The following is a 12,824-nucleotide window of genomic DNA, read 5'->3' on the forward strand; positions in this document are numbered from 1 at the left end:
CGGCGCATTTGCCAGAAACTCGCTTGTAGCTCCCATACAGAAACTCCCCTCAAACCAAAGAAGCCCCTGAATCGCAGATCAGGCGTCATGTCGTAAGTGTGGGGGCGGCGCACCGCTTACCGTAGATCCGCGGGGGGAACTCGCTTGGGTCGTGCCAATTCTTTACGGTATTATTGGTGGCAGTTCTGGATCAGGAGCGTTTGCTGGAGCTGGAACGGGGTTCGCGATAGCAATCGGAATCTCTGTTGCGATCACACCGAATGAAGCAAGCGATGGTCTTTCACCAAAAGCTGCAAAGGCCCAAGAGCGCAAGGCGTACAAAACTCATTGTTCCAACCCTCCACCCCCAACGGGTGACAGGTGCACTGACTTGCTGAACGAGTACCACCATGCAAAAAAATGCTACGAGTTGCGGGATCAATTTAGTGAGAGATGGCATGGAGGGCCAGATCAAGGCCACCAGATAGAAAGCCGGGGTTGGAAAACTCGTGCAAATAACAAAAAGCAGCCGCTGCTGGATGAGTGTGGTATTTGCCCACTGGACTAATGAGGGTTTTTGAAGATGACGAAAACACTGCAAGAAGTGCTTGAAGAGTATTCCAAAATTCCAGAGTGGCCCGAAACAGGGCCAACAAACATCTACTCTCGGACCCATTTTGGAGATTTTCCAATAAATGTTGCGGCGACGCGAGGAATTGTCGATGAGATTGTAATTCTGCTTCAAGCTGGCGCGAATGTTAATCAAAAAGGTGAGCACGGCTACACCCCTCTGCATAGCGCAGTAGAGCAGGGGCATCTCGAGGCGACAATAATCCTGCTTGAAGCGGGTGCGAAAACGGCATTAAAAAATGACGACGGTCAAACTCCAATAGAGCTATCGCGGCTGCTTGGTGCAAAGGAACTGGAGAAACTTCTTTCTGAATGATGGCCCAAAAACAAGGTTAATAATAGTCGAGCCCAGCGGCTACCGGATTGCCGAGTATGACGGCAGCACCGGCGCGCTGTTAACCGAGTATGTCTGGCTGGGGCTGGAGCCACTGGCGGCGGTCTCGGGTGGCAATGTGTACTTCAGGAAACCCTTAACCTCCCTTTAAATCGCCTTACCGCACCGCGACGTTACCCCGTGCAGTTCACGAAAATCTTGCCAAAGGGTTGCCTCTCCATGTTGTACAACTTGGAGAGTCTCCCCGAAAAAAGATGTACAAAATGGTCAGTTTGGCGCTTATCGGATTTTTAGCGTGGCCAGACCGATCATGGCGAGGATCAGGGAAATGATCCAGAAACGGATCACGATCTGCGGCTCACTCCACCCCTTTTTCTCATAGTGGTGGTGGATCGGCGCCATCAGGAAAACCCGCTTACCGGTGCGTTTGAAATAGAGCACCTGAATGATCACCGAAAGCGCCTCGAGAACGAACAATCCTCCAACGATTCCAAGCACTAACTCGTGTTTCGTGGCCACTGCGATGGCGCCCAGGGCACCCCCGAGGGCCAGCGATCCCGTGTCGCCCATGAACACAGCCGCAGGCGGCGCGTTATACCACAGGAACCCAAGGCCCCCACCCGCGATTCCTGCTGTAAAAATAAGGATTTCGCCGGTTCCGGGCACATAATGCAAATCCAGGTACTGGGTGAAATCCACCCGCCCCACTGCATAGGCAATGATGCCCAAAGTGCCCGCCGCGATCATCACTGGCATGATGGCCAATCCGTCCAGCCCGTCGGTCAGGTTCACGGCGTTCGCAGCACCCACGATGACGATCATCGCAAAGGGCACAAAGAAGAACCCGAGGTTCCACAAAACGTCCTTGAAAAACGGCAGTGCAAGGCGCAGTTGCATGGCTTCGGGCTGCAACGAGGTGCCCCACCACGCGGCGATGCCTGCAATGATAAAACCCAGCAATAACCGCATCTTACCGGATACACCATCGGTGTTTTGCTTACTGACTTTTGCATAGTCATCGGCAAATCCGATCAGCCCGTAGGTCAGTGTCACGAACAGCACCAGCCACACGAATCCGTTGTCCAATCGCGCCCACAAAAGCGTCGACGTGACCAGCGCGCCAACGATCAAGAGGCCGCCCATCGTGGGGGTTCCGGCCTTCTCGAAATGCCCCTCCGGGCCGTCCTCGCGGATCGGCTGGCCCTTGCCCTGCCGCTTGCGCAACACGTTGATCAGCGGCCGCCCGAACACAAAGCCGAACAGCAATGCCGTCAGAAACGCCCCGCCCGCACGAAAGGTGATGTAGCGGAACAGGTTGAAAAAGTCGCCGCCATCCGACAGAGCGGTGAGCCAATAGAGCATTATGCGTCCTCGTCATTTGATTGCGGGGCGGGATGACCCAGTTTGCGGATCGCGTCAACCACCTTGGCCAATCCCATCGACAATGAGCCCTTGGCCAGCACAGAATCGCCGGAATCCACCAGATTCCTGATGTTTTTGGCCATTTCTTCACTGGTCTCAGCCCATTGCCCGCGCTTGTTCAGCGGCAAGGCCGCGTGCAGATGGCGCATCAGCGGGCCCACACAGTGCACAACGTCAATGGACGCCATGGCCGGGTGATCGGCCATCTCTGCGTGCATGGCGGTTTCCGCGGGCCCCAGTTCCTTCATGTCTCCGACAAAGGCGATCCGGCGCCCCTTGCCGATACGCCCTAAGCCATCCTTGATCTCAGCAGCTGCCAACACCTCCAGCGCGGCCCCCAGCGAGGTCGGGTTGGCGTTGTAGGCATCGTCGATCAGGTCGAGTGTCTGGTCCGTCTCGACAGGATCGAGATAGATCACCTCGCGCGCGCCCCGGCCCGTAAAGGGCACCCAGCGCCCAAGGTCCGCAGCGGCAATCGCCAGGTCCGCGCCCAACGCCTGGGCCGCGGCCAGCGCACCGAGACCGTTCATGGCAAAGTGACGGCCGGCCGAGTTGATTTTGAACACCAAGGCCTCTCCCTTGGCCGAGGCTTTGGCAATTGTTGTGTCCCCCTTCAGGGTCACCTGATCCAGCACCCAATCCCTGGCGGTTTCACCAAAGGCAATGACTTCGGCACCGACAGCGTTTGCCGTGCCCACAAGGATCGCGGTGGTGTCGATATCGCTGGGCAGAACGGCGGTGCCACCGGGCTCCAGCCCATCCATGATCGCGGCTTTCTCGCGCGCAATTCCCTCAACGTTTTCAAATGCTTCCAGATGCACAGCCGCCACGGTGGTGATCATCGCCACATGCGGCCGTGCCAGTTTCGCCAGGGGTGAAATCTCTCCGGGGTGGTTCATGCCGATCTCGATCACGGCGTAATCGGTATCCGCCGGCATCCGTGCCAAGGTCAATGGCACACCCCAGTGATTGTTGTAGCTGGCCACGCTGGCGTGGGTCTTGCCCTGCCCCGACAGAATGGCGCGCAGCATCTCCTTGGTCGAGGTCTTGCCGACCGAGCCAGTGACCGCCACAACTCGGGCATTGGTGCGGGCCCGCGCGGCTTTGCCAAGCCGCTCCAGCCCCTCCAGAACATCGTCGACGATCAACAAGGGCGCGTCGGAGGCCACGCCGTCAGGCACATGCGTCACCAAGGCTGCAGAGGCCCCTTTTTCCAGGGCCTGCGCCACGAAATCATGGCCATCACGCGCCGCTTTCAACGCCACGAACAAATCGCCCGGCTCAATCGTCCGGGTGTCGATGGACACGCCGTTGACGGCCCAGTCTCCGACGGCCTGCCCTCCGGTCGCGGTGGCGGCCTCGGTCGCGGTCCAAAGGCTCATGCGATCCCTCCATCCAGCGCGGCAACGGCCACACTGGCCTGCTCTGCATCGTCAAAAGGCAGTACGTCGTCGCCGATGATCTGCCCGCTTTCGTGGCCTTTCCCCGCAATCAACAGGGCGTCCCCCGGCTGCAAGGCGTCCACAGCGCGCAGGATGGCCTCGGCGCGATCGCCCACTTCGGTGGCCTCCGGCGCGCCCTCGATCACCATTTTTCGAATGCTGGCAGGATCTTCGCTGCGGGGATTGTCGTCGGTGACAAAGACCACATCCGCATTCTGCGCCGCCGCTTGCCCCATCAAGGGCCGTTTGCCCGCGTCCCGGTCACCGCCTGCGCCCACAACGGCAATCAGGCGCCCCATCACGTGAGGGCGCATCGCCTGCAGGGCGGTTTTGACCGCGTCCGGTGTGTGAGCATAATCAACAAACACCGCCGCGCCATTTTCACGCGTGGCCGCCAGTTGCATCCGACCCCGCACGGTTTTCAGCTCGCCCAGCACTTCGAACACGCGTTCCGGATCGGCACCGCAAGCGATTGCCAACCCACTGGCCAGCAACACGTTTTCCGCCTGAAACCCGCCAATCAGGTTGAGCCGCGCCATGTAGGCTTTGCCACGAAAACCAAAGCGAATGTCCTGCCCCGTGGCATCGAACCGTTGCGCGTCGAGGTTCAGATCGGCGCCATCGCGGCCAACGGAGATCAGGTCCTGACCGCGCGCCCTGGCAATCGCGGCCATATCCACGCCGCGCGCGTCGTCGATGTTGATCACGGCTGCGCCCTCTTCCGGCAGGACACGTGCAAAAAGACCTGCCTTGGCGGCAAAGTAGTCGTCAAATGTCTCGTGATAGTCGAGGTGGTCCTGGGTGAAATTGGTGAACCCGGCGGCGCGCAGTTGCACCCCATCAAGCCGGCGCTGTTCCAAGCCGTGCGATGACGCCTCCATCGCCGCGAACTCTACCCCGGCCTCGCAGGCAGCGGCAAGGGTGCGATGCAGTGTGATCGGCTCGGGTGTGGTGTGCTGGAGCGGGGCCTGAAAGTCACCTTCGACACCGGTTGTGCCAAGGTTCACCGCCTCGAGACCCAGCTCTTGCCAGATCATGCGCAGGAAGGTGGCGACCGAGGTTTTGCCGTTGGTGCCGGTCACCGCAGCCATGATGCCCGGCTGCTCGCCAAACCAAAGGGCCGCCGTATAGGCAAGCGCCTGGCGCGGGTCTTCTGCAATGATCAGAGCCGCATCTGACGCGGCCAGTTCGGCTTCGGCAATTCTTGCGCCTTCGGCATCGGTCAGGATCGCTGACGCCCCCATGCGCAGGGCGTATTGGATGAACGCGCCCCCATGCACCCGCGTGCCCGGAAGGGCGGCGAACAGGAACCCGTCCTTGACCGCGCGGCTGTCCACGGCGAGGCCGGTAATGGTGGGATTGCGCCCCTGGGCAGCGGTCAGCCCCAGGTCGTTTAAAGGTCGTGCCGTCGCTGCCATCTGCCTCTGCCTTTGTTCGGCTTAATTCGATGTCAGGGTTATACCAGCCAACGTGCCGGGTTCAACTTCGGGTCGCATGCCCAAAAGCGGGGCAACACGTCCGATCATTTCGGCAGCCACGGGGACAGCGGTCCAACCGGCGGTGCGACGCGGTTCGGGGCCGGACGTTTCCACCGGTTCGTCCAGCGTGACGATCAGCACGTATTTCGGATTATGCGCCGGGAACATCGAAGCAAAGGTGGCGATGACCTTGTCCTCGTAATAGCCGCCGCCGCGTTCCTTGGGTTTGTCGGCGGTGCCGGTCTTGCCACCCACCGCATAGCCCGGAACCTCGCCGAAGGACGCTGTGCCCTCGGTCACCACCTTGCGCAGCATAGCGCGGGCCTCGCGCGCCGAAGCTTCGGACATGACGCGGGCACCATCCTGCGGGGTATCGCGCCGCAACAAGGTTGGCACGACGCGTTTGCCACCATTGGCAATGGCCGCGTAGCCCGCCGCCAGATGCAAGGGGCTGGAGGACAATCCGTGACCATAAGAAATCGTCATGGTCGAAAGCTCGGACCAATTCTTTGGCAAAAGCGGCTCGGCCCCTCTGGCCTCGACCAGCTCAACCGGGGTTGGATCAAAGAAACCCAGATCACGCAGGAAACCCTGTTGCCGTTCGGCACCGATCACCTGGGCCAAACGCGCGGTTCCGATGTTCGACGACTTCACGATCACCTTGGTCAGTGTCAGCTCGGAGCCGTAGTTGCGGAAATCGCGGATCTTGAACTTGCCCCACCGCAGCGGACCGGCGGTCTTGATCTTGGTGGTGGCATGGGCCAGCCCCAGATCCATGGCCTGCGCGGCGGTGAAAATCTTGAACGTCGACCCTAGCTCGTACAGACCCTGGACCGCGCGGTTGAACAGCGGGCTGTCCGACGGGTTGCCTTCGGTCGGTGGGCGGGGTCGGTCGTTGGGGTCAAAATCGGGCAGCGACACCAGCGAGATCACCTCGCCCGTATGGACATCCATCAACACCGAAGTCGCGCCCTTGGCGTTCATCAGCTTCATGCCGCCATAAAGCACGCGCTCAGCCGCAGCCTGAACAGTAAGGTCAATCGACAGCGTCAGCGCCTTGCCACCATTGGCCGGGTCGCGCAGGGCATCGTCAAAGTATTTCTCAACACCTGCCACACCAATCAACTCGGCCGCGCGCACGTCTTCCTTGCCAAAGCTGGCGCCGCCCAGAACGTGCGCTGCCAGTTTGCCGTTGGGATAAAGGCGCATCTCGCGTGGGCCAAACAAAAGCCCCGGATCCCCGATGTCATGCACCGCCTGTTTCTGTTCAGGGCTGATCTTCTTCTTGATCCACAGGAACTTGCGCTTGCCGGTGAAATCCTTGATCAACCGGTCTTCTTCCAGGTCGGGAAAGATGCTCACCAGTTCTTTGGCGACGCGTTCCTTGTCGATCATGTGCTGCGGTTGGGCATACAGCGAATGCGTTTCCAGGTTGGTCGCCAGAATGCGCCCCTTGCGGTCAACGATATCGGCACGCTGCGCCACGATGCGTGACCCCGCCGCGCTGGCGCGGGGCTCTTGTGCTTCGGAAAAGGCCAGAGCACCCATGCGGGTGCCCACCGTGATGAAACCAGCCAGAAAGGCCACCGACAGAACCAGCAGCCGGCCCTCGGCACGATACCTTGCCTTGTCGCGCATCTCTTCATGGCGCAGGCGGATATTCTCACGTTCAATTGCATCCGGATTTTCGCCGGTGTCGCGGGCGCGCAGGATACGGGCCAATGGGCGCAAGGGGGCACGGATCATGGGAAACTCTCCCCGTCAGGCTGCGAGGACACATCGACGATGCCGTCAAAGTCGATCTTTTGGGCCGGAGGATAGCTGACCTGATCCACTTTGCCGAATTGATCCGGGCGCAGCTGCAAAAGCTGCAGGCGTTCAAAGTTCAGCTCTGCCAAGTCGCGCAACCGGTCCGGGCGGTTGAGATAGGCCCATTCGGCGCGCAAAACCGCAAGCCGAGATCGCGCCTCGCCGATTTCCCGCTGGATCTGCTCACTTTGACTGATCACATCTTGCGTCCGGTAATTCTCGCGATAGGCCCAGACGGCCAGGCCAATCACCGCCAGAACGGTCAGAAGAAACATCATGCTCCGCATCAGCGACGCCCTCCAAGTGTCGGCATTCCCAATTGTTTTTCACCCACGGCCCCTGCGGGCGCCCCGGTGCGGCGCGCCACGCGCAACTTGGCTGAACGTGACCGTGGATTGATCGCAAGCTCGTCTTCGTCCGGCCCAACCGCCTTGCGGGTGATCAGCTCAAACGCGGGCTGTTCCTTTTCGACGTCGGGCGCATATCGATTGGCGTTTCCGGTACGTCCCGCGCGCGCCTGCATAAAGCGTTTGACCATGCGGTCTTCGATAGAGTGAAATGTGACAACCGCCAGCAACCCACCGGGTTTCAGCGCCCGTTCTGCTGCCATCATGCCGCGAAACAACTCGCCATATTCGTCGTTCACCGCGATACGCAAACCCTGAAAACTGCGGGTTGCCGGATGGGATTGCCCGGGCTTCGGCCGCGGCAGGCATCCTTCAACAATTTCAGCCAGTTGCAATGTAGAGGTGATGCGACTTTCTGCACGGTTACGCACAATTGCACGGGCAATCCGACGGCTGGCACGCTCTTCTCCGTAGTGGAACAGAATATCGGCCAGCTCTTCTTCGGTCGCCTGATTGACAATGTCTTCGGCGGTCATTCCGTCCTGCGACATGCGCATGTCGAGCGGCCCGTCCCGCAGAAAGGAAAACCCGCGCTCAGCCAAATCCAGCTGCATCGAGCTCACGCCCAGGTCCAGCACCACACCGTCAAGGTCACTGGCGTATTCGTCGAGACGCGAGAACACGCCCTGCACCATTTCGATGCGGCGACCATAGGTGCCCACCCAATCCGCGGCCATTTCAAAGGCCAGCGGATCACGATCCACCCCGATCACCTTGTCGGCTCCGGCCTCTAACAGCGCGCGGGTGTACCCACCCGCCCCAAACGTGCCGTCCAGCCAAACGCCCTGGATGGGCGCACATTGTTTCAGGATTGCGTCGATAAGCACCGGGATATGTGCTTGGTCCTCGGCCATATCAGCCTAGATCTCCATCGAGATAAACCGATGGATCGAGATCGGGGTCAAACCCGTCTTCGTCCAATGCAGCAATCGAGTCGTCATATGCCTCGGGCTGCCAGATCTCAAATGTGTCGCCCGACGCCACGAAACGGGCCATGGCATCAAGCCCGATCTTTTCGCGCAGCTTGGCCGGGAGAACAATGCGGCCCGTGTCATCCACAACGATCTCAACCGATTGCGCCGAATAAAGGCGTTCCATCGCCTTACGCTTGGCCGAGCCGCGGGGGTATTTGGAAATCTTGTCGTCGACCTCGTCCATCGCCTCGATGGTAAAGCCTTCGATGTAATCACGGGTGATCCCGCCATAGACAAGGATCAATCGGGGCGGGAGACCTTCGGTCCAGTCCGGGTCACAGGCTTCGATCACACGACGAAACGAGGCCGGGATAGACACCCTGCCCTTCGTATCGACCTTGTGGTCGCTTTCGCCTCTGAACCTGCGTGCCACTGTCCTGCCGGTCCCTTTCCTGTCCCCGTGTCATGTTTCGGTCCCCTAGACGGGAAACGGCGGATTGATCTGCTGCCACTGATCAATCCGCCGCCCTCGTCCCGTCTAGCGGGGTGTCCAGCTGCGCGCGCCACCTGGGGGGATGTCTGCTCGCCCGCGCGCCGGATCTCTTGGTTCGATGAAAGCGGGTGCCTGTATGAAACCTGACTTGGGAGTTCTTTCGGGGTCTTTAGCGCCCCTCTTTGATCCCGTCCTCATCGTGTAGATTAGGTATGACATGGGAATTGATGGGAAACAACAGAAATCTTTGGGAAATCACACAATATCTTGTTCTGCTCTTACCCGAAAAACAAGGTTTAGTGGTGATCTAACCCACCAGAAACACAAAATATTGTGCTCCATCCGGAAACAATGACCACATTTGGCGCAACAAGTGACCTCTCCTCGTCGTCCCGCAATTTCCCACAATTTTTAGCAATGCGTCAAAAATCGGCAGGAATCCTGGAAAAAACAGGCGAGTGGGTATCAAAATTCTCGTTGTGATTCGATCTGGGTTCGGCAAGCGCACTGCTTGAGACCATGAATTCCCATGACATGGGTCCCCCAGAAAAAGAGAGGGCGCAGTCCCCTGCACCCTCCTAATCAAATACGACGATATTTTTTTGCCTAGAGCAGCCCGCGTTCCTCGAGAACCTTGCGCGCAACACGGAAGCATTCAAGAGATTGGGGCACCCCGCAGTAAATGCCGACAACATGGATAATGGCGCGAATTTCCTCTTTTGAGACGCCATTGTTCAGCGCGCCTTTGCAGTGAATCTCCCATTCGTGCATCTTGCCCAACGCCCCGATCATGGCGAGGTTCATCATCGAGCGCGTCTTGGCATCGATCACGTCATCACCCCAGCCGAAGCCCCAGCACCAGGCGGTCATCGCCTCTTGAAAGGGTCGCGTAAACTCGTCGGCGGCGGCGAGGTTCTTTTCAACGTAGTCGCCACCCAGGGTGGATTTTCGTTGCTCCAGACCCTTTAGAAACAGGTCTTCATCAAACAGGCTCATGGGGTTTCCTTACTCCAGCATTTCAAGAAGAGAATGTTCAATCTGCCCCGCGCAGTAACGCCAGTCGCTTTCGGACCACTGGTCGCAAAGGGCAGCAATCGCAGGGCTTGCGGCGACGCGGTCCGCCAATCCTTCGACGGTTGGTGCGTGTTCATGCAGGCGGGCACGCAGGGGCGGCAGGCGGTCGACCATGTTTTGCCAAAGTGCCGCAAGCGTGAGATCGGCAAGCATCGGATGCGGGGCGTTGAACATGTAACCTTGTGCGGCGGTGACACCGGCTTCTACTGCCAAACGCTCGTGCAACTGCATCCAAGTGTCGAGCCGCGGCAGGAAAGCCTGCCAACCGGCGCGGTCCCACATCTGCGCGCCGTGGCCGCGGGTGATTTCGAACAGAACGTCCGAGCCGTCACAAATCAGCCGCAGGGTCTGATCGGGGTTCGACAGCAGTTCGTGTTTGCGGCCCAGATACATCATGATCGCTGGTAACTGACTGATCCATTTATCATTTTCCAGATCATGCAGCACCGGAGGGGCAAAAAAGGCATAGGGTTTCTCGGCCACCGGCAAATCCTTGAAGGTTGCCATCTCCGCGAAATCCGGCTCGGTCCACGTCGCGCCGACATGGGCCAGCACATAGCGGATGAAATGGCCGCGAAACGGGATGGGCCAATAGTGTAATTCGTACTGATCCGCCATGAATTCCCCCTTTGATTACAAGGTTATGCGGTGCGCATAGAGGTGATCATAGTGCGGTTTCATGCGGCGATGCACCTGCCGGACACGATCCGGGGTGTTGTCGAGGTCTACGTATTTCCGTTTCTGCGGTTTGAGGCCGGTGGATTGCGCCAGATTGGCGTGAAAGGACCCACCGTCCCACCAGCTATGGGCCGAGGGATCGCCGCCGGGCTCCCAGCTAAGCGCCTGTGGGATAAAGGGAATTCCGACCGCGTCGCAGAACGCTTGCGTCATGTCATGGGGGTTTTCCAGCAGATCACCGCTGTCGATCACCGGGGGTGGTGTGCCGTTGAGCGCCCAGAGAAGGTCGAACAGGGCGCGTTGTTCCGGAAAGCCGACCTCGCCTTCGTGAAAGTCCGGCCACTTGGCAAACATGGACGTGATTGTCAGCGCCGGGTCGCGGATCAGGAAGGCATGGGTGAAGTTCGACAGGAACTCAGGCGTCCACATGTGATTGATATAATGAGGAAAATCCTTGATGAAGACCGGCCCGCTCTGGGCGCGGGCCTGAATATCCACCCACACGGAGTCGAGCGTCAGGCCGGGCGTTGTGACCTCTCCGGGCGCGTAACGATGCCACATCGGGTCCTCGCCCTGATACCAGGCTTCGCCAAAAGGTTCGTGCAGGCAATCGAGGTCGCCGCGTTGGCGCATCATCCACTCAAAGGCGGTCGAGGTGGAGCGGGGGACGGCCCAGAGGGCGACAATCTTATGCATTGAGGCTCTCCAACAACTGGCCTTGCGGGGTGGTGGGGCCAAGGCCCAAGCTCTTGAAAATACGCCAATAAAGCGCGGTGTCGTGGCCGATGACCGGTTTTCCCAGCGCGGCCTCGAGCTCGCGGGTCAGATGCACGGGGCGTTGCGGTTGCCCGCCGGGACCTGAGCGGAAATTGCACATGCCGTTGATCAGGTAGGCGTCGGCATTCGGGGCTTGCTCGGCGACGTAAGTGAATGATTTCATTGCAAGATCACCGTCGAACACCCAACGATAGCTGTTCACTTCGTCCTGTGATTTGAACCATCCCTGGTCGTGAAAATTGCCCGCCCAAAGCACGTCGAACCCGGCCTCTTTCAGGAAACCAACCGTGCCCTGCCACCATGCGGGCCAGTGGTAGGCGGCGTTCAGCGCCACCTTTTCCACGCCCATTTCGCGCAAGGATTCCACCATGGCGTACCCGGCCATATGGAACCTAACCCCATGTTTTTCCGACAGTTTTTCGCAGTGCTCGCGGATGCCTTCGACGCCGAGACCACTGGCATGCACCCAGTTCGACCCCACCTGCCCGGCCACGTCGACACCGTTGCGGGACATGCAGTGCACAAAGTCGTCCAACATGCCAAAGTTCTGTTTTCGTTGATCTAATCCGTGCTTGTAGTCGGGTGCATGCAACATCCAGCCATGCACGCCAACGCTTTCGGGGGCCATGCGCAGGAAGTCCGAAGGCGCGGCATCATAGTCAAACGGCGGGCAGGTAAAGCCCACCTGATGCGGGAACAACTTGTGTTCGGGGCGCCATTCACTTGGCATTAACATTTGCGCGTTTCCTGTCCCAAAGGGTCAAAATGACCAAGTTGTACAACATTTTTGAGGGGGTTTCTCCAAGTTGTACAACTTGGAGAGTCCCGTTTTCTTAAGCCGGTATTAAGGATTTCGAATAGATTTCCGTCAGGATGAGCGCCCAGGCTCCGGCGACCAGAAGCGGAAAGACCAGTCCGGCAAACTTGCCCATGCCATAGGGGGCATTTCGGTACGGCCCCGGTACCGGTGTGGCCCCGACAATGGGTGGCCAATCGTCCGGGTTGAAATGTTCGCGGAACGTGGCGTTGGTTTTCGGCAGGTTTTTCCATCGCTCTGTTGTGCGGTCGATCGCGCGAAAGGCCGCCAGTATGCTCATGAAGGTCGCCAGTGACGACGCGATCCCGACGCCGCCGATGATGAGAAACACATGCCCGAGTTCGCTCTGGCTGAAGTCGATGTCGTAGAGCGCCACCCGGGGCACCGGCAATTTGATCTTGATCGCCTCTCCCAACAGGATGGCAAAGGCCGTGAAGAGCAGAGCCTGCAGGGTGACGAACCAGATGGTCCGTTGATGCACGAGGTTGTCTTCGTGCGTCACCTTTTCGCGATAGGCCCGATACATCTCGATACAAAGTTCGCGGTCGCACATCTTTACTGTGGTCATAA

At 59.1% G+C, this 12,824-nt stretch carries 13 protein-coding genes; 1 reads left to right on the forward strand and 12 read right to left on the reverse strand.

All coding sequences use genetic code 11. The features are described 5' to 3' along the window. Nucleotides 1–562: 562 nt before the first annotated feature. Nucleotides 563–925 carry an ankyrin repeat domain-containing protein gene (locus EK369_RS10015; protein ID WP_127114085.1) on the forward strand — a complete coding sequence of 121 codons (363 nt, stop codon included), beginning with the start codon at nt 563–565 and terminating at the stop codon, nt 923–925. Between the two features lie 297 nt (nt 926–1,222). Here EK369_RS10015 and mraY read toward each other — a convergent pair whose 3' ends face one another. The 12 genes from mraY to EK369_RS10075 all read right to left on the reverse strand — a co-directional run bounded on the left by mraY (nt 1,223) and on the right by EK369_RS10075 (nt 12,822). Continuing rightward, complete coding sequence (gene mraY / locus EK369_RS10020) at nt 1,223–2,305, reverse strand: phospho-N-acetylmuramoyl-pentapeptide-transferase (protein ID WP_127114087.1); 1,083 nt, start codon at nt 2,303–2,305, stop codon at nt 1,223–1,225. Continuing rightward, on the reverse strand, nt 2,305–3,747 hold the full coding sequence (locus EK369_RS10025) for a UDP-N-acetylmuramoyl-tripeptide--D-alanyl-D-alanine ligase (RefSeq protein ID WP_127114089.1): 1,443 nt from the start codon (nt 3,745–3,747) through the stop codon (nt 2,305–2,307). Before EK369_RS10025 ends, mraY begins: the two co-directional genes overlap by 1 nt. After that, complete coding sequence (locus EK369_RS10030; protein WP_127114091.1) at nt 3,744–5,225, reverse strand: UDP-N-acetylmuramoyl-L-alanyl-D-glutamate--2,6-diaminopimelate ligase; 1,482 nt, start codon at nt 5,223–5,225, stop codon at nt 3,744–3,746. The genes EK369_RS10025 and EK369_RS10030 overlap by 4 nt, the downstream gene beginning before the upstream one ends. 21 nt (nt 5,226–5,246) lie before the next feature. Next, nucleotides 5,247–7,031, reverse strand: a complete 1,785-nt coding sequence (locus tag EK369_RS10035; RefSeq protein WP_127114093.1) for a peptidoglycan D,D-transpeptidase FtsI family protein — start codon at nt 7,029–7,031, stop codon at nt 5,247–5,249. Further along, the gene (gene ftsL, locus EK369_RS10040) at nt 7,028–7,381 is read right to left on the reverse strand and encodes a cell division protein FtsL (protein WP_127114095.1); all 354 of its coding nucleotides are present in this window, start codon (nt 7,379–7,381) and stop codon (nt 7,028–7,030) included. The genes EK369_RS10035 and ftsL overlap by 4 nt, the downstream gene beginning before the upstream one ends. Then, entirely contained in the window at nt 7,381–8,355 is a 975-nt protein-coding gene (gene rsmH, locus EK369_RS10045) for a 16S rRNA (cytosine(1402)-N(4))-methyltransferase RsmH (protein WP_127114097.1), read from the reverse strand. Before rsmH ends, ftsL begins: the two co-directional genes overlap by 1 nt. A 1-nt stretch (nt 8,356) precedes the next feature. After that, nucleotides 8,357–8,848, reverse strand: coding sequence for a division/cell wall cluster transcriptional repressor MraZ (gene mraZ / locus EK369_RS10050; RefSeq protein WP_127114099.1), 492 nt, complete (start codon nt 8,846–8,848; stop codon nt 8,357–8,359). 666 nt (nt 8,849–9,514) lie between these two features. Further along, nucleotides 9,515–9,904, reverse strand: coding sequence for a carboxymuconolactone decarboxylase family protein (locus EK369_RS10055; RefSeq protein ID WP_127114101.1), 390 nt, complete (start codon nt 9,902–9,904; stop codon nt 9,515–9,517). Between the two features lie 9 nt (nt 9,905–9,913). Then, complete coding sequence (gene gst / locus EK369_RS10060; protein ID WP_127114103.1) at nt 9,914–10,600, reverse strand: glutathione transferase, Atu5508 family; 687 nt, start codon at nt 10,598–10,600, stop codon at nt 9,914–9,916. A 15-nt stretch (nt 10,601–10,615) separates the two neighbouring features. After that, complete coding sequence (locus EK369_RS10065; RefSeq protein ID WP_127114105.1) at nt 10,616–11,356, reverse strand: sulfotransferase-like domain-containing protein; 741 nt, start codon at nt 11,354–11,356, stop codon at nt 10,616–10,618. Beyond that, nucleotides 11,349–12,167 (reverse strand): aspartate racemase/maleate isomerase family protein, encoded by an 819-nt coding sequence (locus EK369_RS10070; RefSeq protein WP_235871391.1) that lies wholly within the window; start codon nt 12,165–12,167, stop codon nt 11,349–11,351. The genes EK369_RS10065 and EK369_RS10070 overlap by 8 nt, the downstream gene beginning before the upstream one ends. A gap of 103 nt (nt 12,168–12,270) precedes the next feature. Then, nucleotides 12,271–12,822 carry a hypothetical protein gene (locus EK369_RS10075; RefSeq protein WP_127114109.1) on the reverse strand — a complete coding sequence of 184 codons (552 nt, stop codon included), beginning with the start codon at nt 12,820–12,822 and terminating at the stop codon, nt 12,271–12,273. Nucleotides 12,823–12,824 lie beyond the last annotated feature (2 nt).

The organism is Shimia sediminis, from assembly GCF_003990645.1.
Taxonomy (GTDB): Bacteria; Pseudomonadota; Alphaproteobacteria; order Rhodobacterales; family Rhodobacteraceae; genus Shimia; species Shimia sediminis.

What these genes read in the sequence shown, in the direction of transcription:
- EK369_RS10015 (WP_127114085.1), top strand. Translation starts at nt 563, where the DNA reads ATGACGAAAACACTGCAAGAAGTGCTTGAAGAGTATTCCAAAATTCCA.
- mraY (WP_127114087.1), bottom strand. Translation starts at nt 2,305, where the DNA reads ATGCTCTATTGGCTCACCGCTCTGTCGGATGGCGGCGACTTTTTCAAC.
- EK369_RS10025 (WP_127114089.1), bottom strand. Translation starts at nt 3,747, where the DNA reads ATGAGCCTTTGGACCGCGACCGAGGCCGCCACCGCGACCGGAGGGCAG.
- EK369_RS10030 (WP_127114091.1), bottom strand. Translation starts at nt 5,225, where the DNA reads ATGGCAGCGACGGCACGACCTTTAAACGACCTGGGGCTGACCGCTGCC.
- EK369_RS10035 (WP_127114093.1), bottom strand. Translation starts at nt 7,031, where the DNA reads ATGATCCGTGCCCCCTTGCGCCCATTGGCCCGTATCCTGCGCGCCCGC.
- ftsL (WP_127114095.1), bottom strand. Translation starts at nt 7,381, where the DNA reads ATGCGGAGCATGATGTTTCTTCTGACCGTTCTGGCGGTGATTGGCCTG.
- rsmH (WP_127114097.1), bottom strand. Translation starts at nt 8,355, where the DNA reads ATGGCCGAGGACCAAGCACATATCCCGGTGCTTATCGACGCAATCCTG.
- EK369_RS10055 (WP_127114101.1), bottom strand. Translation starts at nt 9,904, where the DNA reads ATGAGCCTGTTTGATGAAGACCTGTTTCTAAAGGGTCTGGAGCAACGA.
- gst (WP_127114103.1), bottom strand. Translation starts at nt 10,600, where the DNA reads ATGGCGGATCAGTACGAATTACACTATTGGCCCATCCCGTTTCGCGGC.
- EK369_RS10065 (WP_127114105.1), bottom strand. Translation starts at nt 11,356, where the DNA reads ATGCATAAGATTGTCGCCCTCTGGGCCGTCCCCCGCTCCACCTCGACC.
- EK369_RS10070 (WP_235871391.1), bottom strand. Translation starts at nt 12,167, where the DNA reads ATGCCAAGTGAATGGCGCCCCGAACACAAGTTGTTCCCGCATCAGGTG.
- EK369_RS10075 (WP_127114109.1), bottom strand. Translation starts at nt 12,822, where the DNA reads ATGACCACAGTAAAGATGTGCGACCGCGAACTTTGTATCGAGATGTAT.